At 72.2% G+C, this 24,415-nt stretch carries 18 protein-coding genes; 8 read left to right on the top strand and 10 right to left on the bottom strand.

Annotated elements, in window-relative coordinates:
* Positions 1 to 102 precede the first annotated feature (102 nt).
* The 6 genes from ABZ079_RS31755 (at position 103) to ABZ079_RS31730 (ending at position 7,360) form a co-directional block, all read left to right on the top strand.
* The gene (locus ABZ079_RS31755; protein WP_356942895.1) at positions 103 to 1,887 is read left to right on the top strand and encodes an N-acetylglutaminylglutamine amidotransferase; all 1,785 of its coding nucleotides are present in this window, start codon (positions 103 to 105) and stop codon (positions 1,885 to 1,887) included.
* The gene (locus tag ABZ079_RS31750) at positions 1,860 to 4,223 is read left to right on the top strand and encodes a prolyl oligopeptidase family serine peptidase (RefSeq protein ID WP_356942894.1); all 2,364 of its coding nucleotides are present in this window, start codon (positions 1,860 to 1,862) and stop codon (positions 4,221 to 4,223) included. Before ABZ079_RS31755 ends, ABZ079_RS31750 begins: the two co-directional genes overlap by 28 nt.
* Before the next feature lie 228 nt (positions 4,224 to 4,451).
* Positions 4,452 to 5,255 (top strand): alpha/beta hydrolase, encoded by an 804-nt coding sequence (locus ABZ079_RS31745; protein ID WP_356942893.1) that lies wholly within the window; start codon positions 4,452 to 4,454, stop codon positions 5,253 to 5,255.
* Between the two features lie 53 nt (positions 5,256 to 5,308).
* Positions 5,309 to 6,601 (top strand): SpoIIE family protein phosphatase, encoded by a 1,293-nt coding sequence (locus ABZ079_RS31740; RefSeq protein ID WP_356942892.1) that lies wholly within the window; start codon positions 5,309 to 5,311, stop codon positions 6,599 to 6,601.
* A gap of 13 nt (positions 6,602 to 6,614) precedes the next feature.
* Positions 6,615 to 6,950 carry an STAS domain-containing protein gene (locus tag ABZ079_RS31735; RefSeq protein ID WP_356942891.1) on the top strand — a complete coding sequence of 112 codons (336 nt, stop codon included), beginning with the start codon at positions 6,615 to 6,617 and terminating at the stop codon, positions 6,948 to 6,950.
* 143 nt (positions 6,951 to 7,093) lie between these two features.
* Positions 7,094 to 7,360 carry a GlsB/YeaQ/YmgE family stress response membrane protein gene (locus tag ABZ079_RS31730; RefSeq protein ID WP_356942890.1) on the top strand — a complete coding sequence of 89 codons (267 nt, stop codon included), beginning with the start codon at positions 7,094 to 7,096 and terminating at the stop codon, positions 7,358 to 7,360.
* 50 nt (positions 7,361 to 7,410) lie between these two features.
* On the opposite strand, the gene ABZ079_RS31725 is transcribed toward ABZ079_RS31730, so the two are convergent.
* The 6 genes from ABZ079_RS31725 to ABZ079_RS31700 all read right to left on the bottom strand — a co-directional run bounded on the left by ABZ079_RS31725 (position 7,411) and on the right by ABZ079_RS31700 (position 16,061).
* Positions 7,411 to 8,070 (bottom strand): DUF5825 family protein, encoded by a 660-nt coding sequence (locus ABZ079_RS31725; protein WP_356942889.1) that lies wholly within the window; start codon positions 8,068 to 8,070, stop codon positions 7,411 to 7,413.
* A 70-nt stretch (positions 8,071 to 8,140) separates the two neighbouring features.
* Entirely contained in the window at positions 8,141 to 10,096 is a 1,956-nt protein-coding gene (locus ABZ079_RS31720) for a RiPP maturation radical SAM C-methyltransferase (protein WP_356942888.1), read from the bottom strand.
* 92 nt (positions 10,097 to 10,188) lie between these two features.
* Complete coding sequence (locus ABZ079_RS31715; protein WP_356942887.1) at positions 10,189 to 10,314, bottom strand: hypothetical protein; 126 nt, start codon at positions 10,312 to 10,314, stop codon at positions 10,189 to 10,191.
* A gap of 57 nt (positions 10,315 to 10,371) precedes the next feature.
* The gene (locus tag ABZ079_RS31710; RefSeq protein WP_356942886.1) at positions 10,372 to 12,165 is read right to left on the bottom strand and encodes an alpha/beta fold hydrolase; all 1,794 of its coding nucleotides are present in this window, start codon (positions 12,163 to 12,165) and stop codon (positions 10,372 to 10,374) included.
* On the bottom strand, positions 12,162 to 13,538 hold the full coding sequence (locus ABZ079_RS31705) for an MFS transporter (RefSeq protein ID WP_356942885.1): 1,377 nt from the start codon (positions 13,536 to 13,538) through the stop codon (positions 12,162 to 12,164). Before ABZ079_RS31705 ends, ABZ079_RS31710 begins: the two co-directional genes overlap by 4 nt.
* A 1,011-nt stretch (positions 13,539 to 14,549) precedes the next feature.
* Positions 14,550 to 16,061, bottom strand: coding sequence for an MFS transporter (locus ABZ079_RS31700; protein WP_356942884.1), 1,512 nt, complete (start codon positions 16,059 to 16,061; stop codon positions 14,550 to 14,552).
* Positions 16,062 to 16,350: 289 nt separating this feature from the next.
* Between ABZ079_RS31700 and proP the strand changes: the two genes are divergently transcribed.
* Positions 16,351 to 17,847, top strand: a complete 1,497-nt coding sequence (proP, locus tag ABZ079_RS31695; protein ID WP_356942883.1) for a glycine betaine/L-proline transporter ProP — start codon at positions 16,351 to 16,353, stop codon at positions 17,845 to 17,847.
* Positions 17,848 to 18,627: 780 nt separating this feature from the next.
* Positions 18,628 to 19,056: a hypothetical protein gene (locus ABZ079_RS31690; protein ID WP_356942882.1), complete on the top strand. Its 429-nt coding sequence runs from the start codon at positions 18,628 to 18,630 to the stop codon at positions 19,054 to 19,056.
* A gap of 521 nt (positions 19,057 to 19,577) precedes the next feature.
* Here ABZ079_RS31690 and ABZ079_RS31685 read toward each other — a convergent pair.
* Genes ABZ079_RS31685 through ABZ079_RS31670 form a run of 4 tightly spaced genes read right to left on the bottom strand, consistent with a single transcriptional unit; the run spans position 19,578 to position 24,404 of the window.
* Positions 19,578 to 20,594: a DUF5914 domain-containing protein gene (locus ABZ079_RS31685; protein WP_356942881.1), complete on the bottom strand. Its 1,017-nt coding sequence runs from the start codon at positions 20,592 to 20,594 to the stop codon at positions 19,578 to 19,580.
* Positions 20,591 to 21,613 (bottom strand): phytoene/squalene synthase family protein, encoded by a 1,023-nt coding sequence (locus ABZ079_RS31680; protein ID WP_356942880.1) that lies wholly within the window; start codon positions 21,611 to 21,613, stop codon positions 20,591 to 20,593. The genes ABZ079_RS31685 and ABZ079_RS31680 overlap by 4 nt, the downstream gene beginning before the upstream one ends.
* Positions 21,610 to 23,151, bottom strand: coding sequence for a phytoene desaturase family protein (gene crtI / locus ABZ079_RS31675; RefSeq protein ID WP_356942879.1), 1,542 nt, complete (start codon positions 23,149 to 23,151; stop codon positions 21,610 to 21,612). Before crtI ends, ABZ079_RS31680 begins: the two co-directional genes overlap by 4 nt.
* Complete coding sequence (locus tag ABZ079_RS31670) at positions 23,148 to 24,404, bottom strand: polyprenyl synthetase family protein (protein ID WP_356942878.1); 1,257 nt, start codon at positions 24,402 to 24,404, stop codon at positions 23,148 to 23,150. The genes crtI and ABZ079_RS31670 overlap by 4 nt, the downstream gene beginning before the upstream one ends.
* Between the last annotated feature and the right edge of the window lie 11 nt (positions 24,405 to 24,415).

Below are 24,415 nucleotides of genomic sequence, written 5' to 3'. Positions count from 1 at the left end.
GGGACACCCCGAGCGGACAGGACCGCCCGGACGACGGCACCGCCGCACGGGCCGTACGGCCCGCACCGTGCGGCCCGCAGCCCGAGTGAAGGGGGCCCACTGATGTGCGGACTCGGCGGAGAGATACGGTTCGACGGCGAGCGGCCGGACATCGCGGCGGTGGAACGGATGACCGACCGGCTCGCGCCGCGTGGCCCCGACGGGCGCGGCCTGTGGTCCCAGGGACCAGTGGCTCTCGGGCATCGGCGCCTGAAGATCATCGACTTGTCGGAGAGCGGCGCCCAGCCCATGGCGGACCCCCGGGCGAGGATCGCCGGGGTCTTCAACGGCTGCGTCTACAACTACCGCGAGCTTCGTGAGGAACTCCGCGGTCTCGGCCACGAGTTCTTCTCCGACTCCGACACCGAGGTGGTGCTCAAGGCCTACCGGCAGTGGGGCACCGACTGCGTCCAGCGCTTCTACGGCATGTTCGCCTTCGCGATCGTCGAGCTGGACAGCGGACGGGTGGTGCTGGCACGCGACCGACTCGGCATCAAACCGCTGTACCTGGCGCAGACGCCCGACCGGCTGCGGTTCGCCTCCTCGCTGCCGGCCCTCCTGGCGGGCGGCGACGTCGACACCTCGCTCGACCCGGTGGCCCTGCACCAGTACTTCAGCTGGCACGCGACCGTGGCCGCGCCCCACACCGTGCTGAACGGCGTGCGCAAGCTCCCGCCGGCCACCGTGCGCGTTATCGAACCGGACGGGACCCACCGCGACCACTGCTACTGGCAGCCCGCCTACACGCGCCGCCCGGAACACGCCGGCCTGAGCGCCGAGGACTGGACGGACGCGGTGCTGGACGCGCTGCGCACCGCTGTGCGCCGCCGCATGGTGGCCGATGTGCCCGTGGGTGTGCTGCTGTCCGGCGGTCTGGACTCCAGCCTCATCGTCGCCCTGCTGGCCGACGAGGGACAGCAGGACCTCGCGACCTTCAGCGTCGGGTTCGAGGCCGAAGGAGGCGAGGAGGGGGACGAGTTCCACTACTCCGACCTCGTGGCGCGCCACTTCGACACCCGACACCACCAGCTCATGGTGCCTTCCGACCGGGTGTCGGGGGCACTGGAGTCGGCCGTCCTCGCCATGAGCGAACCCATGATGAGCCACGACGTGGTCGCCTTCCACCTGCTGTCCGAGCAGGTCGCCAAGGAGGTGAAGGTAGTCCAGAGCGGCCAGGGCGCCGACGAGGTGTTCGCGGGCTACCACTGGTACCCGGCGATGGCGGGGGTGCCCCGGCAGCGGGCCTCGGAGGCGTACATCGACACCTATTTCGACCGCTCCCACACCGAGCTGTCCCGCATCCTGGAGCCCGGTCTCCTGCCCGTGCGGGACGCCTCCGCCGAGTTCGTCCGCGCCCACATGTCCACCGAGGGCGCCGAGACGGCGCTGGACGCCGATCTCCGGCTGGACACGCACGTGATGATGGTCGACGATCCCGTCAAACGCGTGGACAACATGACGATGGACTGGGGCCTGGAGGCCCGGGTGCCCTTCCTGGACCACGAGCTGGTCGAGCTGGCCGCCGCCTGCCCGCCCGAGCTGAAGCTCGCCGACGGCGGAAAGGGCGTGCTGAAGGCCGCCGGACGCAAGGTCCTTCCTCGGGAGGTCGTCGACCGGCCCAAGGGCTACTTCCCGGTCCCGGCGATCAAGCACATGGCAGGCCCGGTGCTGCAGCGGGTCCGCGAGGCGCTCACCGCCCCGGAAGCCAGGAAGCGCGGCGTCTTCCGTCAGGAGTACGTCGCCGAACTGCTCGCGGCGCCCAACGCGCACCACACCAGGCGAGGAGCGAACGCACTGTGGCAGGTAGCGCTGCTGGAGACATGGCTGCAGACGCACGGCATCCGCTGACCCCGACGGGCCCCGCCACCGAAGGACCCACGGCTCCACACGCCGACTCCGCCCCGGACGTGCGACCCGCCGGCCGTGACCGGCGGGAGAGCACCGCTCACATGCGCGGCCGTGCCGAGCCGGAACCCGCCGGGGGGCTGGTGGGGACGGCGGCCCGTCCGGCGCCGGAGCCGGCCGGGGGGCTGGTGGGGACGGCGGTCCGTCCGGCGCCGGAGCCGGCCGGGGGACTGGTGGTGGCGCCGGAACCCGTTCCCCTGCCCGACGCCTCCGCCCCGCACGATGTGCCGCAGCCACTCATCGCACACGGCTGCTGGTATCCGTCCGTGGACCCCGACGGCCGGCAGGTCGCCTTCATCTGTGACCGCACCGGCGTGCCGCAACTGTGGGCAGGTCCCGTGGACGGCGACCAGGTGCGTCTGCTGGACGCCGACCCCGACCCGGTGACCGAGGTGTCATGGTCTCCCGACGGCCGGTGGATCGCGTACACCACCGCGCCCGGTGGCGGGGAACTCACCCGTGTCCTGTGTGTGCGCCCCGACGGCACCATGAGGCGTCTTCTGGCCGGAGGCGAGCCCGGCGCCTCCGCCCACCTCGGCTGCTGGTCACCGGACGGCTCGGCCGTCGCGGTGACCGTGACCGAACCCGCACCCGCCGGCCTCGCGCACACCGAATCCGACGGGCCGACCGCGACGACGGACCCACCGGTACCCACCCACACCGGCGGCTGGACCGGTCGCGACGGCCGCGCGATCCTCCTGGGCGGAACGCCGCTCATGTCCGCCGCCCACGAGGAGCCGGGACGGACCGTGGTCCACGGGAACCACAGCGCGCCCTCGGGGGATCCGGGGCACAGGACCCTCGCGGCCTACCTCGTCGATCCCGAGGGCGGCACCGCACCGGTGCTGCTCGCGAGCGAGGCCGGGGCACCGACCCTGCGCGTGTGCGCCCTGAGCCGGGACCTCGGGCTCGCGCTGCTGCGCAGGGGACCCCGAGGGCGCCGCGAGGCACTCGTCGTACGCCTGCCGGACCGCGCGGTCACCGGCTCCGTCCGCGTCGCCGACGGTGACCCGTGGATCGGCGGCTTCTCACCGGACGGCCGTACCCTGTGGCTGCGCAGCGACGCCGGACGCGAGTTCGCCGCACTGGTCGCGGTCCGGCTCGGCCCGCGGGGACAGTGGCTGGGCCGGCGGGTCGTCGCGGCCCGTCCGGGCTGCGACCTGGAACTGCTGACCCTTGGCCGGGCCGGGCGCAGCGCCGTCCTGTCGTGGAACGTGCGGGGTGTCAGCGAACTGGAGGTCACCCCCCTGGACCCGGCCGCACTGGAAGGGGACGGGGCGGGCCACCCCGAGTCGCCCGCCGCGGCAGGCCCGTCCCATACCCTCACGCTGCCCCACGAGGTGGTCACCCGGGTGGCGCCCACCCCGGTTGCCGACGGCCCCGTGGTGGCGCTCTCGGGTTCCCGGCGCCGACCGGGGATGTGGTGGCTGCACCAGGGCGTGGCCCTGCGCACTCCCTGGTCCTCGCGCGACGAGGACGCCGTCCCGGCCGGCCGCCCGCCCGTCCGGCCGATTCCCCTGCGCCCCATCGCACGGGACGGACTGCCCCTCGGTGGCTGGTACTACCGCGCGCCGGGCCGTTCCCCGGAAGAGGCGGCCCCCTGCGTCCTGCATCTGCACGGTGGTCCCGAGGAGCAGGAGCGCCCGGTGCTGGACCCGCTGTACCACGAACTGCTCGGCCGGGGACTGGACGTCTTCGCACCCGATGTCCGCGGCTCGTCCGGGTATGGTCGCTCCTTCGTCGACGCGGACCTCGGCGCAGGCCGCTTCGACGCGCTCGAGGATGTCGCCGACTGCGCGGCCCACGTGATCGTGGAGGGACTGGCCGACCCGCGACGCCTCGCTGTGATGGGCCGTTCGTACGGTGGCTACCTGACCATGGCCTCCCTCGTCTGGCATCCGGACCTGTTCCGGACCGGTGTGGCGGTGTGCGGGATGTCGGACCTGGCCACCTTCTTCACCGGCACCGAGCCCTGGCTCGCCGAGTCGGCCGCCCACAAGTACGGGCACCCGGAACGTGACCGCGAGCTGCTGCGGGCGCTGTCTCCGATGAGCCGTGTCGACGCGCTGCGCGTCCCTGTGCTGGCCGTGCACGGCGAACACGACACCAACGTGCCCGTGGGGGAGTCGGAGCAGTTCGTCAGGGCGGCGAGGGAGCGTGGGCTGGACGCCCAACTCCTGCTGCTGCACCAGGAGGGCCACGAGTTCCGTCGCGCGGACAACCGCCGCCTCTTCCGCCGTACGGCAGCCGACTGGATCCAACGGCACCTGGCGACCTGACGCCTCGGCCGCCGCCGGGGCGGTCCCCGGATGCCGGCCCGCCCCCTCGACCGACCACGCGGAAGCGTCCCACGCCGGGACGGCGAGCGGGGGCCCCGCGCCACGTTGCCCGGCTCCGGGCCGAAGCGGGCGCGAGAGCGTCGGCCACGACTCCGTGACGACGCGTGAACGGCCTTGTGATCAGGACCGGTGGCCGGGCTTGCCGGACCGGATGGCACCATGGATCTCATGGACATCCGGCGCAGGAACAATGTCACGCTCACCGGTCCGGTCGACGCCCCTGCGGTAGTGCTCGCGCACGGGTTCGGATGCGACCAGAACATGTGGCGGCTGATCGTGCCGGCGTTGGCCGAGCGCTACCGGGTGGTGCTGTTCGACTACGTCGGCTCCGGCGGTTCGGATCTGTCCGCCTGGAGCGAGGAGCGGTACTCCTCGCTGCACGGCTACGCCCGGGATGTGGCCGACGTCTGCGAGGCGCTGGACCTGGAACAGGCGGTGTTCGTGGGGCATTCGGTCAGCGCCATGGTCGGAGTGCTGGCGGCGCGGGCCGTGCCGGAGCGGATCGGTGCGCTGGTCATGGTGACCCCCTCGCCGTGTTACATCGACGACGACGGCTACCGCGGCGGCTTCACCGCGGAGGACATCGGCGAACTGCTGGCCTCTTTGGAGTCGAACTACCTGGGCTGGTCCTCCGTCATGGCCCCGGTGATCATGGGTAACCCCGACCGGCCCGAGCTGGGGGAGGAGCTCACCAACAGCTTCTGCGCCACCGACCCCGACATCGCCCGCGTCTTCGCCCGGACCACCTTCCTGACCGACAGCCGGGATGACCTGAAGGCCGTGACCGTGCCGACCCTGGTCCTGGAGTGCGCCCAGGACGTCATCGCCCCTCGGGAGGTCGGCGCCTACGTGCACGCCACGATCCCCTCCTCCCGCCTGGTCACCCTCGACGCCACCGGGCACTGCCCCCAGCTGAGCGCCCCCGAGGCCACCGTCCGGGAAATCCTAGACTTCCTCGAGAGCCGGCCGTGATGTGCTGCACGGGCGGTGCGTCCGAGCCGGCCGGTACCGGAGGCAACGCCGGCATGGCAGCCGCCTTCACCGCGCTGCTGGAGGACAGCGCCGAAGAGCTGTACGAGTCGGCGCCCTGCGGGTACCTGTCCACACTGATGGACGGCACCATCGCCAAGATCAACACCACGCTGCTGGACTGGCTGGGCCTGAAGCGTGAGGACGTCATCGGAAGGATGAGCTTCGTCGACCTGCTGACCGTCGGCGGCAAGCTCTACCACGAGACGCACTTCGCTCCGCTGCTGCGGATGCAGGGTGAGCTACGGGGCATCGCCCTGGAGGTGAAGACCGCCAGGGGCGGCCGGCTGCCGGTGCTGGTCTCCTCCGTGGTCAAGCACGGCAGCGAGGGTCAGCCCCTGCTGATCCGGACCACCGTTTTCGATGCCTCCGACCGGCGCGCCTACGAGGAGGAGCTGCTCCGCCGCCGTCAGGACGCCGAACGCGCCCGCGCCGAGGCCGAGCGGGCGCGTTCGGAGGCCGAGCGGGCGCGTGCGGAGGCCGAGGAGGCTCGCCGGCAGGCGGACGCCGACCGGGAGAGGCTCGCCGACGCGCTCGCCGTCCTGCAGCAGTCGCTGCTCCCCGACACCCTGCCGGCCCTGCCCGGGGTGGAGACGGCCGTCTACTACCACACGGCTTCTCCCGACCGGCTCGGCGGCGACTTCTACGACCTGTTCCCCATCGACGACACCAGGTGGGCGTTCTTCCTCGGCGACGTGTGCGGCAAGGGCCCCCAGGCAGCGGCGCTCACCTCGCTGACCCGCTACACCCTGCATGCCGCGGCCCACCACAATCCCGAGCCCGCCGCCGCGCTGACCACGCTGAACACCGTCTTGCACGGGCGGTACACCGCCTCCGGCGATCCGCGGTACTGCACATGCATCTTCGGCATCCTCGCACCCGGCGCCGACGGACGCACAGCGGTGCACCTCGCGTCCGGCGGCCACCCGCCGGCGCTGATCCTTCGAGCCGACGGCCAGGCCGAATACCTGCCCACCCCCGGCGGGCTGCTCGTCGGTATCCTGCCCACCGCGCCCTTCACCTCCGCCAAGGCCACCCTGGCGCCCGGCGATACGATTCTGCTCTACACCGACGGGCTCACCGAGGCCCGCACGGGTACCAGCCGTGACACCCTGTACGGCGAAGATGCCCTGCTCGCCTTCGCCGCCGACCAGGCACCCGCCGCACCCCGCGAAGTGATCAACGCGCTCGCCGGGCTGCTGGAAGGCTTCGGCGATGGCCTGGACGACGACACCGCCCTGCTCGCCCTAGGCGTTCCCCCCGCCACGGATCTCCCACCCGCCCGGTAACGAAGCACTCACGATGACCCTGTTGAACATCACTCACCGCGACGCCGCCACCGGACCCGTTCTGTACATGGCCGGCGAACTCGACTACGACCAGGCCGCCGCCCTGAGCCGGCAGGTCGAGCACCTTGCCCTGGCCCCGGGGCAGTGCCTGACTCTGGATCTGTCCGGCCTCGAGTTCTGCGACTCCACCGGGATCACGGCGCTCCTGGCCGCCCGGCAACACGCACAGAGCGCCGGCGCCGACGTCGTTCTGGCCGCCGTCCCCCCTCACCTGCTGCGCATCCTCACCATCGTCGGCCTCGACCAGATCTTCAACCTCCACGCCGGCAGCGACACTTCCGATGCCTGACGCGGGCCGGTCACCGGGCGAAGCCGCCGGGACATCCGTAGCGGCAGTCCGGTTCGGGCCTGTGGGAGAAGCACAGGCGTAGGGCTCTCTTCCAGGGGCAAGCGGGAAGTGCCGAACTTCGGTGCACTGTGGAAGGAGAAGTCGTGTCATTCTTGTGGGCCATCATCGCGGGACTCATCATCGGGTTGGTCGCCAAGCTGGTCGTCCCGGGGCGCCAGCCCATTCCGCTCTGGCTGACGGTCATCCTCGGCATCGTCGGCGCGGTCGTCGGCAATGCGCTTGCCACCGCCTTCGGCGTACGTGACACCGGTGGCATCGACTGGATCCGCCACATCTTCCAGATAGGTGTCGCGGCCGTCCTCATCGCTTTTGTCACCCCTCTCTGGGCCCGACGACGCCAACACGCCTGAACCCTCACAGGGAATGTCCCCGCCAGCCGACCGGCTGCGGGGACATATTCCTAGACGGCCATGGCCTCCTGAAGCCATCGGGAGACGCGATAGGGCAACCACCAGACGAGGTCGTCCGCCCGCAGGACGAGGTGCTCGGCCGCGAACTCCTCCAGGATGTCGGTCGCGACGTCCGTGTGGTGGGCGCCCCGGTCGAGCCGGGCGACGGCTTCCGGATAGCGGGGGTCGTCGGCGGTGAAGCGGCGTAGGTCACCCCAGCGCCGGTCGCGGATCTGGAGGAATCCCGGGCCTTGACGCCATATCAGTTTGCAGAGGTAGTGACGGGTTCGCCAGGCGTGCAGCGCGGTTTCCGGGTCGGTGAGGCCCGTGACCGTACGTGGTGGCTGCAGATGTGACAGGACCTTCCAGGTCTCGTCGTCCCGGCCCGCGGGCAGGTGGAGGTCCCAGTCGACCCGGACGGCCCGCGCCGTCAGGTCGCGGACCAGGCAGAGCCTGTCGATCGCGGCCCGGGCGGCGGCCCGTCCGGATGTGGCGAGGTCGACGGGGCTGTCGAGTTCGGCTCTGCGCGCGCCCATGCCCCACAGCCGTTCGGCGGCGCCGGGATCCGCGGCGAGCGGAATGCGGCCCAGGGACATGCCCGGTAGCGTCCGGGCCTCGGTGTCGTGGTCGCGCCAGGCCTGGACGGCCGGGGGCGGTGTACTGGGAGGCATGTGCGGCTCCTCGACGCTGGCGGGCGTATGCGGTGTCGGACGGGGGAACGGGGCCGGCCTTCGGCAGGGTTCAGGGCAGCGCGGGAGCCGGAGCGGGACGGGCCGTCGCAACGGAACCGTCGGTCGGTTCGGACGCGGGGCGGGCGTGCAGGTGACTCATGTGGTCGAGGCGCAGCAAATCCTGGTTGACGGACGCGGGCGCGATGTGGACGTAGTGGCCGGCGTCGGTGAAGGTCACCCCCAGCGCCGTCCATTCGTCCAGGAGTGCCTGCACATCCTGCGGGGCGCGGTCGGCGAACGCGGGGTCGGCCGTGGCCTTGCGGTGCAGGGCGGCGGGGGAGTGCGGTTGGTCGAGGAGACGGAAGACCGCGACGCTGAACGGGTCGGTCAGGCGCCTCGTCCGCCAGTCGAACGAGTATCGCCGGCTGACCAGGACGATCTCGTCACCGAGGTCGGTATGGGTGAGCCGTGAGTCGGTGTGGTGCTTCTTCCACGCGGCGATGGCCTCGTTCAGCCGGGTCACCGTGTCATCGCCGATGCCGCGTTCCGGCGCCTGGAAGACATAGGCCAGGTCGTGCAGTTCCTCTTCCGGCAGGTCGTAGGTGAAGAGATAGTGCTCCTCCGGACGCAGTCCGGTGAAGCCCAGTTCTGGCCGGTCGAAATAGGGGCTGAAGCGTTCGACGGCGATCCGGGCGGACAGGTCGACCGGCGGGTTCAGATGCTCCAGCGCGGGCAGTTGGCGGATCACGGGGTCGTAGTCGTCGGCTGTCTCACCGGGAAAGCCGTGCAGGTAGTTCCAGGACACCGACAGGCCCGTCTCGGCCGCGTCCCGGAGCATCCGCACGTTCTGGCAGCCGCTGACTCCCTTGTCCATGAGGTCGAGCACCCTGCTGTTGAGGCTCTCGATGCCGGGCTGGACGTAGATGAGCCCGGCGTCGGCGAGGACCTGCAGCTGCGGGCGGCGCATGTTCGCCTTGATCTCGATGTGCATCCGCAGGTCGTAGCCGCTGTCGATGATCCGGGGCAGCACCGTGGACAGGTAGCGCATGTCGAGGATGTTGTCGACGACGTACATGTCGAGGACACGATGGCGCTCGGCCAGGTCCATGATCTCCTGGTAGAAGGTGTCGGGGCTCTTGCTGCGGAACTGCATGAACGAGCCGTTCAGGCCGCAGAACGTGCAGTGGTGCTTCTCGCCCCACCAGCAGCCGCGGGCGCCCTCGACCACCAGCTTCGGCTCCACCCAGTTGCGTGCCACGGAGGCGGCGAGGCGCTCGAAGTAGCCGCTGTAGTCCGGGGGAAGGATCGCGGCCGGGGGCAAGGGCCCGGTGGGCATCGGGTTGGCGACCGAGGAGCCGTCCCTGCGGTGGCACAGTCCGGGGATCCCGGCCGCCGCGTCGGCCCCCGATCCGTCTCGCAGCGTCTCCAGCAGCCGCGGGAACGCGTCCTCGCCCTCACCGCGTACCACGAAGTCGACGAAGGGAAAGTTCCGGTGCACGGCGGCGCCCTGTTCGGCGTCGCAGTTGGCGCCGCCCATGACCGTCACGATCCGCGGGGCGAGCCGCTTGATGTGCCGGGCCGCCGCCAACGCGGCGGCGTTCTGCTGGAAGGTGGACGTCAGACCCACGACGTCGGGGGCGAGGTCGGCCACCCGTCGGGCGATCTGCTCCACGAACTCCGGTACCACCGCGTGCAGCCGACGTGTCATCCGCATCCGCGAGGAGCGCAGCTTGCCGGTCATCACCTCGGTGAACTCGGCGTCCTTCCAAGCGGGATCGTCGTACAGGGCGCTGGAGAACACCCAGTCGCCGCAGCCGAGGAAGTAGGAGGACAGGGCGTAGTACTCGTAGTCCTCGGCGGAGAACTCGGTGCGCCGGGTGATCCAGTCGGTGAACTCGAGGTTGGCGTGCAGCACCTCGCACGTCGCGCCCGCGACGCGTTCGTCGACGCTGCGTTTGAGGATGCCCAGGGCCAGGGAGGGCAGGTCGATGGGCGACCATGGCATGTTGAGGAGGAGAACGCGCACGGACGGCTCCTTGGATGAGGGCGCGGGCAGACGGCCAGGTGGGACGGCGAGCCCGGCCGGCCCGCGAGCTCGCGGGCCGGCCGGACCGTGCGTCACTCCTCGTTGTCGTCGCCCTCGTCGGCGTTGCGGAACGGGACGGTGATGGTGATGCCGATGCCCGGCTTGCGGTTCTCCTCGTCGCCCGCGAGCGGGTCGTTGTGGATGATGTCCTTCTGCACGGTGCTTCTCCTTCTGTGAGTGGTGTGGTGCTGTGCACACCCGGTCCCGCTGTGGCCTCAGTGGGACCGGGGCCCTCCCGCCGGTGCGTGAGGACGTCCAGGGGCGCGGGGCGCCGGTTCGGGCAGCCGCGCGCGCAGAAAAGACAGGGAACGGCGCAGGACGGCGACGTGCGCCGCGCCGTCGTATCCGTCGTGGCCGGTGTCGAGCCACATCGCCTCGTGCGGTACGCCCGCGGCGGTCAGCGCGTCGAGATAGGTACGGATCTGCCCGGGCGGGCATTTGGTGTCGCGGGTCGCGCCGACGACGAGCAGCGGCGCCGTGACCGAGGACGCGTAGGTGAGGGGGGAACTGCCGGCGTAACGCTCAGGGACCTCGTCCGGGGTGCCGCCGAACATCCGGATGTCCAGGGCACGCAGCGCCGGTGTGGTCGCCCGGTGAGCGGCTGCCCAGTCGGCCACCGGTTTGACGGCGATGCCGGCCTGCCACAGCCCGGGACGGCGGCCCAGGGCGAGCAGAACCAGATAGCCGCCCCAGGACACCCCCCACAACGCGGTGGCGTCACCGGCGATCAGCCCCCGGGACACGAGGTCGGCTCGGACCGCGTCCAGATCCTCCACCTGGGTGTGCCCCACCCCCGCGGGAAAGGCACGCCGCCAGCGCGGCCCGTACCCGGTGGAGCCGCGGTAGTTGACACGGACGACCGCGTAGCCCGAGGCCACCAGTGAGTGCACCGTGCCGTCATAGGCATCCCGGTCGTGGTCGGCCGGGCCGCCGTGGAGCAGGAAGACCGCGGGGGGCGGCGCGGTGCCGGTCGGCTCGGGCAGGCTCAGCAGGGTGTGCACGCGTCCCGACGGCATGGGCGTCCAGCAGTCGGTGTGCCGGCCGGGAACGACGACCGGGGGGCCGGCCGGCGGCAGGGCGATGCCGTCCGTGGCGCACAGGACCGGCGGGTGGGCGGTGCCGGTCCACAGATAGTCGACCGCGTCCGAGGCTCTCGGCGCCGCGTCCAGCAGGCTGCCGGCGGGTGTGGGCACAAGGGTCCGCCGCCGGGATCCGAGGTCCACGCGGTGCAGCAGGGAGCGACCGTGGCGGTCCTGACGCACCAGTACCTTTCGGCTGTCCGGATACCAGCGGGCGCTGATCTCGGTGTCGAATGCGCACCAGTGATGGGTGCGCAGCCCCTGTTCCCGCGTCCACGTGGCCAGGGCGTAACGGTCTCCGAGATCCCGCACCAGGAGCAGCTCGCGGTGCCCGGCCACGGTGGAGAAGCCCTGGCACCACAGTCCGCCGCCGGCCCGTCCGGCCCCGGGCAGGCCGGCGACGGTCCGGCCGTCGCGCGCGACGACCGAGACGGCCACCGCGTCGCCGGCCGACGCGGCCAGGGCGATCAGGGCGCCGTCCGCGCTGATGCCGCCCAGCCGGCACGACCGGGACGTGCGCAGCACCTCGCCGGGAGCCCGGCCTCGCCGGCCCACGAGCACCACGGTCTGCTGTTCCCGGGCGACGGCCGTGGCGACCGTTCCGTCCGCGGTCACGGCCAACCCCCGAGGCAGGCCGGCCGGCGCGCCGGGCAGTCCCGGCAGCCGCGGGCCGCCGGCGAAGTGCTGGAACCACCAGCGGCCCTCTCCCGCCGCGTCCTCGTCGAACCACCACACGTATCCGTCGGCGTCTATCGCCCGGTGCACGGTGCCCCCGCCGCTGTCGGTCACCTGCCGGACCCGACGGGTCCCGGCATCCCACGTGAAGACCTCGCAGCGGCCTGCGGCGTCCGCGGTGAAGACCATGCGGCGCCGGTCCGCCGGGCACACGTCGGGCAGGGCGGCGACGAACACCCGGTAGGCATGGGTCATGGCCGGCCTCCCGGGGTGGAACCCGCCGAGGGGCCGGTACGGTCGCACCCGTCCCCCGGCACGGGCGGCCGCAGCACTGTGCCCGCGGAGCGCTGGGTGTGAACCGCCAGTAAGGCCAGTGCGGCTCCACAGCCCAGGGCAGCAGTCCGGCCCCCGCCCCAGCCCACCAGGGCGGCCGCGCACGCCGGCGCCATCGCAGCGGTCACCGCGGCACCGGCGGCCAGTACGGCCCCGGCCCGTGATTGCAGCTCCGGCGGTGCGGCGAGCACGGCCGCCGCACCCAGCACGACGGTGACCACGGGCAGCACCGCACACAGCGCGGAGAAGCACAGTGCCCACAGCCACGGCCCCTCGGCCACCGACAGCGCGGCGCACGGTACCAGGAGCAGCCAGGTGGCCGCAGCCAGCGACCGGTGCGCGCCGAGCCGGCGCACCACCCGCGCCGCCACCAGCGAACCGGCCAGTCCCGCTGCCCCGGAGGCCGCGAGCACCCCTCCGGTCACGGCGCTGCCCGAGTCACCGCCCATCACGAAAACGGCGGTGTAGAACAGCAGCGCCAGCACCCCGCTCGCCACCGACGTCCACAGGAACACCAGACGCAGCACGGGGGAGCGGACCACCACGACCAGACCGGCCCGCAGAGCGCCCGTGAACACCCGCCGCGGCGCGCCCTCGATTCCGGGAGGCGACTCGGCCGAACCGCTGGGCGGCTGAGCGGAAACCGCCGGCGTGTCAAGGTGGCCGCGGATCACCCGCGTCCCGAGGGCCGCCACGGCGTACGTGACCGCATCGACGGCGAACGGCAGGAAGCGGCTCACGCCGAACAGGACACCACCCAGCGCCGGTCCCACCACCAGCGCCGCCTGATCACCCGCCTGAACGCCGGCCACGGCCCGCGGCATGTCGTCCTCGGCCACCAGCCGGACCAGCGCGCCGCGCGCCGCGGCCTCGTACGCCGTCGCGCACAGACGCTCGGTGAATGCCAGACCCAGCAGGGCCCACAACGGCGGATGCCGGAGGCACGAGATGGCCAGTCCCGCCACCGCCAGCGCTGCCAGCACCGCCGACGCGGTCATGAGGGCGCGCCGGTGTCCCCGGTCGGCCGGCACGGCGACCAGCGGCCCCAGCAGTACACCGGCGATCGCGGCGGCACTGGCGAACGCGCCCGCGGTTCCCGGGCCGTGGCCCAGGTCGAGGAGCAAGAGCGGGAAGACCAGCCCGGAGGCCTGACTGCCGAGTCCGTCGACGGCGTTGACGAACCACAGAACGGCTGTGTCGCGGCGGCTGGCGGCGCCGAGCCCGGCTCCCTGCCGGAGGGGCACGGTCCCGGGTGAGGGCGACTCGCCGTCGGCGCGCCACGGTACGCCAGACACGTCGATGCCCCCCACCCCCTGAATGCACGGCGGCCGCCACCGAAGACGACCGGCAGCAGCATGCGAAAGCAACTGGCGCACCGACGAACCGACCGCCATGTGTGGAAAATGTGTGCGAAGTGCGAAAGTGAGCCGGAGCCTAATCACCCCGGTGTCACGGGAACAAGGGCCCTGAAGTCTCCTCAAGTTCCTCCGCCAGGCCGAAGATGGCCGACAGCCGACTGGCCGCACGGCACGACCGGCTATCGCGCGACGGCGCCGCGAGGGCCGTGCCCCCGGGCTGCCGCGAATGGAGTCGGCACTTCGCGATAGCGCACCACGAGGGCACCCAAGGCCCGTCGGGCGGTCCCTCCACCACGCTCCCACCGGCAAGACCGCACGCCTGCCCGGGGCCGGGCGGACCATCTCGGACATCCGGTGAAGGCCGCGCCCGGGCGTTGCGGTACGCAACGAAGGCGCTTGCCTCACCGGGCCTGCTCCATCCCGCAGACCCGGTCGCCACGTCGGCGATCCCTACTGAGGCATGCCCGGTGACGGCAGGGGAGCCTGTGTCATTTTGGCCGACAACACCCCCCCATCACAGCCCAGAGAAACCCAGCATTCCGCCGACGGTGGCGACCGTGTGCGGTGCTGTCTCACGCCGCATCGACCCGGTGGACGCCGCCCGAGGACGGCCGGTCCGTCGTTCAGCGACTGCGGAGGGCGGTGGTGGCGAGGAACCCGGTTGCTGCGGCAGTGAGGAGGGCGCACAGGGCGAGAACGGTGCTACGGCGCATGGGCAGGCCTTTCTGAGGGCAATGGATCGGTGATTCGGACAACGGCGACAGGGCCGGCCTCGGCTCGGTCATCTCGAAGATGCAACCCGCATGGACGCTCCATGCGAGTCGCGACCGAGGAACCCAGGCTTTCGTGAACCGGCCGGGCACCCCGCAGCCGTGCGCCCCGCCGCCGGGAGGCGGTCGTCGCCGTACACCCGCCCCGTCGGCGGTGACCGGGTGCGGAAGGGCCTGGTCAGGTCTGCCGGGCGTGCACCGGGTTGTTGGCGATCTCGTCCGGGCACTTCGGGCGCGGTCGGCGCTTTCGTCCCTCACGCCGCCAGTCGAACGTCGCCAGGGCCAGGGACGCCACCATGCCGACGAGGGCGGAGCCCAGCGCGGTGACGAGCGCGCCGCGGTAGTCGTCGCTCCGGCCGAGCACCAGGTAGAAGAGGCCGGGCAGGGCGGCGGTCCCCACCGCGGCGCCGAGCCGTTGTCCGGTCTGCAGGGCGCCGCCCGCCGCGCCCGCCATGCGCACGGGCACGTCCCGCAGGGTCATGGTGATGTTGGGTGAGACCACGAAGCCGCCGCCGAGGCCGCCGAGGAACAGCACCGGGGTGGCGAGCCAGGGAGCGATGTCGAGGGGCGCGAAGCGGAGCAGCAGCGCGGTGGCACCCAGGCCGACGATCACACCTGTGAGGCCGCACACGGTGAGCAGGCGGCCAAACCGGTCCACCAGGCGGCCGGCGACCACGGCTGCGCTCGCCGAGCCAAGGGCGAAGGGGGTGACGGCGAGGCCGGAGCGGAGCGGGGAGAAGTCGAGACCGCGCTGGTAGAAGAGGGCGAAAACCAGCCAGACCCCGCTGAAGCCGATGAAGTACAGAGTGCCGACACCCGCGCCGACGGCATAGCCGCGCACGGTGGTGAACAAACGCGGGTCGAGCAGGGGCTGGGCACCGCGGGCGACGAGGCGGCGCTGCCACTGGACGAAGACGGCGAGGACCGCGACGCCGACGAGGAACAGCCACCACAGGTGGCTGATGCCGCCCGAGTCCGCCTGGACCAGCGGGTACATGAGCGCCAGGACACCGAGGCCGAGGAGCAGGACACCGGGCAGGTCCACGCGTCCCCGGCCGGACCGCCGGGTGCGGGGCAGCAGGCGGCGGCCGAGGAGGACGGCGAGGATGCCGATGGGGAGGTTGACGTAGAAGATCCACCGCCAGCCCTGTGGACCGGAGGCCAGGGCGAGGATGGCGCCGCCGGCGATGGGGCCGGCGGCGGAGGAGACGCCGACGGTGGCTCCGAAGAAGCCGAAGGCGCGGCCGCGTTCGGCGCCGCGGAACATCTGCTGGATGAGCGCGGAGTTCTGGGGGGCCATGAATCCGGCCGCCAGGCCCTGGGCGAGCCGGGCCACCACCAGCAGCGTGATGTCCGGGGCCGCTCCGCAGGCCGCGCTGAAGATCACGAAGCCGCTGAGGGCCAGCAGGAAGATGCGGCGCCGGTCCAGGGCGTCGCCGAGGCGCCCGGCGGTGACGAGGGCGAGGGCGAAGGTGAGGGCGTATCCGGACACCACCCACTGCACCTGTGCGGGGGAGGCGTGAAGGTCGCGCTGGATGGTGGGCAGGGCCACCGCCACGATCGTGACGTCCAGCAGACTCATGAAGCCGGCCACCAGGGTGACCCACAGGGCCCGCCACCGGTGGGGGTCCGGCTCGTACCCGTCCTCCTGAGCGTCTGGGTTCCGACCGCCTGACGCCGACGCTGTCACTTGGGCTCCTCTCACCGGGGCGGCACCCAGGTCTCACCAGGGCGGCACCCGGGCGAACCAAGTTCCCCGCCAGGGCTGTGCGCACACACCACGGCCTGCGGCGGGTGCGGTCGGAGGACGGCCGGGCCCGGACACCTCGCCAAGATCCTCCACGACCTCGATTTCACCGAGACGGCTGGGCCGTCACCGTCCGTGCCCGCTCGGGCGCCCCGCGGACGGTCTGTTTGAGGAAGCGAGAACCGTGCAGGTGTTCTTCCTGGTAATGCGACCGGCGAAAGGAAACACCGTCATGGCGGCGACCGACCACGACGAGTCGGTGGACCCCGCCGCGGTCAGCCGCCACAGGGTGCTGTTCCGCGCGATCGAGAGGCGACGCAACCCGAAGCTGCGTCGCAGCGACATCACCGTGACCGACGAGGCGGCGGTCAAACGGGCCACCAAGGCCGCCGCTCTCGGCAACGCGATGGAGTGGTACGACTTCGGTATCTACAGTTATCTCGCCTCGACCATCGGGAAGGTCTTCTTCCCCTCGGGAAATGACACCGCCCAGCTGCTCGGCTCCTTCGCGACCTTCGCGGTGGCCTTCCTGGTACGCCCGGTCGGCGGAATGGTCTTCGGGCCGCTCGGCGACAGGATGGGCCGCAAGCGCATCCTCTCCATCACCATGATCATGATGGCGGTGGGGACCTTCGCCATCGGCCTCATTCCCTCGCACGCCACCATCGGCCTCTGGGCCCCGGCCCTGCTGATCTTCTTCCGACTGGTGCAGGGCTTCTCGACCGGTGGGGAGTACGGGGGTGCCTCGACCTTCATCGCGGAGTACGCGCCCGACAAGCGGCGCGGCTTCTTCGGCAGTTTCCTCGAGTTCGGCACCCTCGCCGGGTACGTCGGGGCCTCCGGTCTCGTCGTCATCCTCACCGGCCTCCTCAGCGCGGACCAGATGCTGCACTGGGGTTGGCGCATCCCCTTCCTGGTCGCGGCCCCGCTCGGCTTCATCGGCCTCTACCTGCGGCTCAAGCTGGACGAGACGCCCGCCTTCCAGAAGCTGGAGGGCGGCCAGGCCACGGCGGGCGAGGCCGCCGGCGCCGTGGAGACCTCGGCCACCGCCGACCTCGCCAAGATCTTCACCCGCCACTGGCGGCCGCTGCTGCTCTGCCTCGCGCTCGTCGCGGCGTACAACATCACGGACTACATGCTGCTCTCGTACATGCCGACGTACCTGTCCGACGAGCTGGACTACGGGACCAACCGCGGGTTGCTGATCCTGCTCCTCGTGATGGTCCTCCAGATGTGCGTCATCAACCAGGTCGGACGGCTCTCGGACCGCTTCGGGCGCAAACCACTGCTGATGGCGGGGATGCTCGGCTTCCTCTTCCTCTCCGTGCCGTCCTTCCTCCTCATCCGGCAGGGCGACGTCGTCCTCATCACCCTGGGGCTGCTCCTGATGGGGCTCTCGCTGGTGGCGATGCTCGGCACGATGTCGGCGGCGCTCCCGGCGATCTTCCCCACCCAGGTCCGCTACGGTTCCCTGTCGGTCGCCTACAACGTCTCCACCTCACTCTTCGGCGGCACGACCCCCTTGGTGATCACCGCCCTGATCAGCACCTTCGGCACCAACCTCATGCCGGCCTACTACGCCACGGCCGCTGCGGTCATCGGCGTCATCGCCGTCCTGTGCATGAGGGAAACCGCCAACGAACCCCTGGCCGGCTCCCCACCCTCCGTGGAAACAGAGGAAGAAGCCGCCGAACTCGTCCAAGCCCGGTCCCGCATGCCCAGGTTCTGACCCGACACGCACTACAGCGGAACGCCTCATACCTTCTCCGACGGGGTACGGGGCGTTGGCCCAGGTAGACGAGGGTGCGATCTCACGGGAGCCTGTACACGCTGCGCGAGGACGGCGAGGACGGCGAGGGCGCCGCGAGGACCGGTGCGGTCGAGGCCGCCCAGGTGGCTCCGACGTCGTCCTCCGCGTGGTCACCGGTAAGGCCGGCCAAGAGCAGGCCAAGAGGGACCAGGACCCCGACGACAAGCGCGAGCGGAAGGACCGGGCGGGTAAAGCCACCGTGACCGTTCAACAGACCGCGCAGACCGCCACGGACAGGACCGAAAGCACCGTGGGTGCCGCCGAACTCCACGGACGACCCTCGCCATCGACGCGACCGACCGCAAGGTGCTCGGGGAGCATGGCGACCGGGACCGACAGGCGACCGAGCTCGCATGGCAACCCCGGGGCAGGCTCCGCGGTCGAGGTCGGTCGAGGTCGGTCGAGGCAGTGGGGGCAGTCGGACGGGCCGTGCCGTGGCCCGCACACCGGAGAGAGCCGAGCGCGGGTGCCCGTCGGACCGCCCCTCGACCAGGTGCCCTCGGTCTTCGCCCGGGCAGCGTCCCGAAGCCCCGGTACCGCGGCCTCAGTCTGCGAGTCGTACCTCAAGCAAGGCACAGGACAGGGGACTTCCACCGGCCGGCACCCCCGCCACTGCTCCCGGCGGCGTCCCGGAACGCATTCCGGCGGGGGCGGAGGGCCGACACGTTTGCCCCGACGTGGCCGGGCAACGCGTAGCCCATGACTGAATCGAACAGTGACACCAGCCGAAAGTCCGCACCGGCGCGGGAGACCGCGTCGAAGGCCCAGCGGACGGCGGACAAGGCGACGGCACCGGCCGGCCGCGCGGCGAAGAAGGCCGTGACGACCACCGATGACGCGGTGTCAGCCGCGAAGTCCGGCACCGAACGAGCAACCGCGGCGACGAGCGCGGCCGCCCGCACGGCGGCCCGGGGCGTCGAGTCGGGCCGCCAGGCGCTGATCACGGCTTCCGGCCAGGTCGCGACCACGGCCAAGACGGCCTGGGCGGTGGTCGCCCACCGCAAGCTGGTCTCCGCCGGCGTGGGCGCGGGTCTCACCGCGCTGACCGCCGCGTCGTACGCGATGGGCCGGCGAGCCGAACGCCACACGCGCGGTCCCCTCACCCGCCTCACCAACGGCCGTATTTGACACCTGGTGGCGGTGGGAGGCCGGTCCCAAGCCGTCGCACACGGCAGAGGTGCGGACCGCGGGGCGGTGCCGCGGTCCGCACCGGAAGGGCGGGCTTTGCTGTAGGGGAGAGGCCGGCCCGCCTTGTGTTCCGGGTCAGCCCGTCTTGCTCACCTGGGCGAGGGCCTTGGTGAGGCCGTTGACCCAGAGCTGGCTGGCCCGCAGTTCCTCACCGAACGCGGCGACGGGCGTTCGGACCTCTACGCGTTCGGCGGGGTGATGCTCCCGGTGATGGGGTTTCTCATCGTCTGCGTTGCGATCCTCGGATCTTCGGGATCCTGGCACAGCAGATTGCAGCACGCGGCACTCCGTGAGAAGAGGGCCGCGTGGGAGCTGCACGTCGGCCCCCAGGGCATCGTGACCCAAGGGAACGCGGGAAGACACGAGTTCACCTGGGACCGTATCGAGCGCGTCGCCATCGAAGCCCGCATCGAGGACCGAGCGGCTGTGGTGAGGGGGCCCCGGCCGGATGGTGGAGGCGATCAGCCCGGGAAGCGGCCCGTGGAACGCAGGTGCCAGCGTCGTTCGGCGTAGGCCAGGTCGTCGCGCCACAGGCGTCCTGCGGCGGCCCGGACGAGTGGGCGCAGGACCGGGGCCGCGCGGCGCGCGAGGGTGAACCCGGGGCGGCCGGAGACTGCGACGACGGCTTCGGCGATCGCCGTGCGCGGCCGTCCCCGGTCGTCCGTACCGAGCGGGGTGGCGTGCGTTTCGACGACGGAGCCCTGGCCCTCGCCGTCGGTGATGTGCATGACGACCGTGCGCGGTTCGGGCGCGGTGAAGACGGCCCGCACCGGAACGACCAGCCGCCCAGCCACCTTGAAGGAGACGTCCACAAGGAAGCCGTCGTCCCGCCCGTCACCGGAGGCGTTCGGCGCGTCGACCACCGTCAGGTCGACGAACGAGTAGGGGTGGAACCAGGCCCCGTGCCAGGGGTCCAGACGATTGGCCACGACATCCTCGGGCTCGCAGACGCCCATCCCGACGTAGACCGTCGACAGAGCCCGGGCGAGGTCGGGACGCCGCGGCACCACCGGCTCGTCCAGCGGTGGCTCGCCGCCGACGTCGTCGAGCCGCACCCACAGCAGAACGCCGTCGTCGTGTACCGGCAGCGGGTTCCAGTCGGCGAACGAGGTGCCGTTCAGGGCCAGCCCGTGCCAATGGCACACGAGGGTGCCACAGTGGACGGGACTGTCCCGCAGCGGAGCGCCCAGATGCGGACAGACGCCGGGCCCGGCCACCAGCCGACCGTCGGCGGCCCGCCAGACGACCAGCTCCCGTCCTGCCACGGTCCGCGCCAGGGGACGGTCGTCGCGCAGACCCCGCGAGGCGCCGACGACGTACCAGTTGCCGGACGGACGGGCCTGCGCCCGTTTCAGCGCCCCGGCGATCAACGCCGGCCTGGCGTCGCGCCATGTGGGCCGCTGCCCGTGCCAGGGGACGGAGCGTCGGCGCAGCGAGAGCGGGAGACGTTTCCGCCTGCCCGGCTGGACGGGGTTCACGCGGCCTCCTGGTGGACGCCGGGACGCGGTGTCGCCGGGCCGGGGGACGGCGGGCTCGCCGCGGCTTCGCTGTGACGAGGGGCGTCGCGGAAGCGCAGCCGTGCCGCGATCGCTCGGGCGAGCCCGTCCGCGGCGACCGCGGCGCGTCGGCGCTGGGGAACCACGGCCCGGCGGTGCAGCACCGCGTAGCCGTCGCGGGCGACGGCGTCCAGAATGCCGCCGTACAGGACGAACGCGGTGCGGATGCAGGGCCGGGACACCGGATCCAGCATGCCGAGACCCGGTGCCGCATCCCGGTAGACGCCCCGGGTCAGAGCCTCGAACTCCTGCAACGCGGCGGTGATGCGGGCGTCGGACCGGCCCGAGTGGCGGCTCCAGCGCAGCAGGGCGCGGTCGACGCCGTACGCGTCGAGCAGATCGGCGGGCAGGTACACCCGGCCGCGGTCGAGGTCCTCGCCCACGTCCCGCAGGAAGTTGCTCAACTGGAAGGCCATGCCGAGCGCGGCCGCGTGCGGCGCCGCCTCGTCACGGGGAACCACCGTCCCCAGAACCGGAAGCATCTGCAGCCCGATGACCGCCGCGGAGCCGTGCATGTAGCCGCACAGGTCGGCGTAGGTGGGGTAGTCCGTGACCACCAGGTCGGCCGTCATGGCGGTCATGAAGTCGCGGAAGTGCTCGTGCGGAATGTCGTAGCGGCGAGCGGTGTCGGCGAGCGCGAGCACCACCGGTTCGGAGCTGTGCCCGCTGCGCAGACCCTCCTCGAGGCTCTCCCGGAGCCCGGCCAGCGCTGCGACTCGCTGGTCGGCACGGATACCGGGATCGAGCGAGTCGACGATGTCGTCAGCCCAGCGTGCGAAGCCGTACAGGGCGTGCACGGCGGACCTGCGCGCGACGGGCAGGAGCCGGGTGGCGAGGAAGTACGTCCTGCCATGGCGGGCGTTGAGGGCGCGGCAGTTGCGATAGGCCTCGCGCAGCGCCGCGTCGGTGATGCCTGCCGCGTCGAGTTCACGGTCGGTCATACGGCGCTCTCCTTAGTGGGGGGCGGCGACGTGCGCGCGCGTGCGGAAGGGGGTCGGGGAACGCCTGTGATCCGTGCCGCGGCCAGCTTTCCGGACAGCAGCACGGTCGGTACGCCGACGCCCGGTGTGGTGCCGCAACCGGCGAGGACGGCGTTCTCGGTGCCCCGCACCAGGTTGCGGGGACGGAACGGGCCGGTCTGGGCGAAGGTGTGCGCGGCCGAGAACGGGGTGCCGGCCGCGTGCCCCTGCAACTGCCAGGTGGCCGGAGTGACGAGACACTCCTTCTCGATGGCGGCCTCGATGCCGTCGAGGCCGCGCCGTTCCAGTTCCCGCAACAGCTGGGAGCGGTAGCGCGGCGCGAGGTCGGCCCAGGCCCGGACCCCGGGCCCCACATCGGTGTTGGGGCAGGGCGCGAGGATGTAGTGCAGATGGCGGTCCGGGGGCGCGAGCCCGGGATCGGTGGCGGTGGGGCGCGTGACCAGCAGCGAGGGATCGCTCATCAGGCGCCCCGTGCGGGTCAGTTCATCGAAGGTGCGGCGCCAGGCGGCCCCGAAGAACAGGGTGTGGTGGGCCAGTTGGGGCCAGGTGCGGTCGGTGCCCGCGTGCAGGACCACCGCGGAGGGGGAGTGGCGCAGCCGCAGCGGGCGCCGGGGCCGGCGGCCGAGCAGACCGTAGGCGACGGGCAGGTCCGGCGTGAGGACCACGGCGTCGCAGGGGATCCGGTTCTGGTCGGTGACGACCGCCGTGATCCGTTCGCCGGAGCGTTCCAGGCGTGTCACCCGCTGTCCGAACCGCAGTTCGGCGCCCGCGTCGGCGGCGGCGTCCGCCATGGCCCGGGGCAGCGCGTGCATACCGCCCCGGGGGAAATAGACGCCGGCGACGGTGTCCATGTAGGCGATCACGGCGTACGCCGCCAGTGCCCGGGCAGGAGGCACCCCCGCGTACAGGGCCTGGAAGGAGAACACGCGACGCAGCCGCTCGTCCCGCAGGAAGCTGCCGATCCGTGAGTCCAGACCGCCGAAGCCGCCGAGGGCGACCAGGCGCGCGAGGTCGCCGTTGAGCAGGCCCAGCGGGGAATCGAAGTTGGCGTCGATGAACCGGCGCATCTGTACCCGGTGGAGCTGCTCCAGCCACGCCCGCAGCCGCCGGTAGCCCGCCGCCTCGGCGGCTCCGGCGAAACGCCTCACCTCCACGGCCATCGCATCGGCCTCGGTGTGCACGTCGAGTGAGCTCCCGTCGGCGAAGCGGGCGTGGTAGGCGGGATGCAACGGGATCAGCTCGACGCGGTCGTACAGGCTGTCGCCGACCGCGGCGAACGCCTCGTCGGCGAGGTCGGGCATGGTCAGCACGGTGGGACCGGTGTCCACGCGGTAGCCCGCGAGATCCAGACGTCCGGCGCGGCCACCGGGCAGCGGGTCGCGCTCCACGACGGTGACGCTGCGGCCGGCACCCAGCAGGTGCAGGGCGGCCGACAACCCGGAGAGTCCCGCGCCCACGACGACGACATGGTCACTGGGACCGGGCAGGGTGCGGCTCATACGCGGGTCTCCTCACCGGCGGAGGCGATCAGGGGTACGGCCACGCCGTGGTCCGATGCGGATTCCCCCGGACGGACGCCCGGAGCGGCCGGCGTGCCACCCGCCGCGACCACGAGCAGCTCACGCAGGCGGCTTCCGCCTTCCCGGTCGAGCACCGCGCCGTCGAGATGGCGCAGTCCCTGTGCCACCAGCCGGCCGATCCTCGTCTCGACCGTGGCTCGGGCGCCGGTGCGTTCCAGGGTCCTCCGCACCTCGTCGAGACCTTCCGGCGTCAGGTCGCCCTTGCCGAGCGACCGGCCGAGCACGGCGAGGGCCGCGCGGTCCCCGGCCGCCTCGGCCCTGGCGAGGGCCAGGGCGATCAGGTAGGTCCGCTTGCCCTCGCGGATGTCTCCGCCCGCGGACCTCCCGGTCCGCTCGGTGTCGGCGAAGACGTCGCTCAAGTCGTCACGGAGTTGGAAGGCCATGCCGATGCAGCGGCCGGCCGAGCACAGCGCGCCCGTCGTGGCGTCGTCCGCCCCCGCCAGTGCCGCGCCCAGAGCCAGGGGCCGCTCGACGGAGTACAGGGCGCTCTTGAGACAGGCGGAGCGCAGCGCCCGAGGCAGCGAGTGGGGCGCCGTGGTCTGCCCCTGGACATCGAGGTACTGCCCCGCCACCATCTCCGTGCGCAGGTCGCTCCACAGCCGGCGCACCACGCGCTCGGTGCCGGCAGGCAGAGCGGTCTCCGCCACCAGGTCGTCCGCCCACGCGAGGGCGAGATCCCCGGCGAGGACGGCCGCCGCCTCCCCGAACCGCGCGACCCGGCCGGGTTGTGCGGCCCGGGCGTACTGGGCGCTGACGTCCGCGTGCACGGCGGGCCTGCCCCGGCGCCGAGGCGAACCGTCCATCACGTCGTCCTGGACGAGCGCGCAGGTCTGCAGAAGCTCCAGGGCGGCTCCCAGCCGCAGGGCCGCCGTGGTGGACGCGTCGCCGCCGCCGCAGGCGCGCAGTGCCCACCAGAGCAGTCGCGAGCGGACGCGTTTGCCGCCCCGCTGGGTGAAGTGCGCGACCCGCAGGGCGAGATCGTCGGCGAAGAGCGGGTCCACGGCCCGGGCCCGGCCGACCCGGTCGGCCAGCACCTCGTCCAGCACACGGCCCACGGCCGCGTGCACGTCCCGGTCGACGGCGCGCGCCGCACCGGCCCCGGCCTGCCTCCTGGCGTTGCCCCCGTCCACCTGGTCGGCGGCCCGCCCGGTGCGAGGGCCGTCCGGGCGCATCCGAACAGGTG

Origin of the sequence: Streptomyces sp. NPDC006314, from assembly GCF_040613075.1 — a bacterium.
Taxonomy (GTDB): domain Bacteria; phylum Actinomycetota; class Actinomycetes; order Streptomycetales; family Streptomycetaceae; genus Streptomyces.
This window is presented reverse-complemented; position numbering and strand designations above follow the sequence as displayed.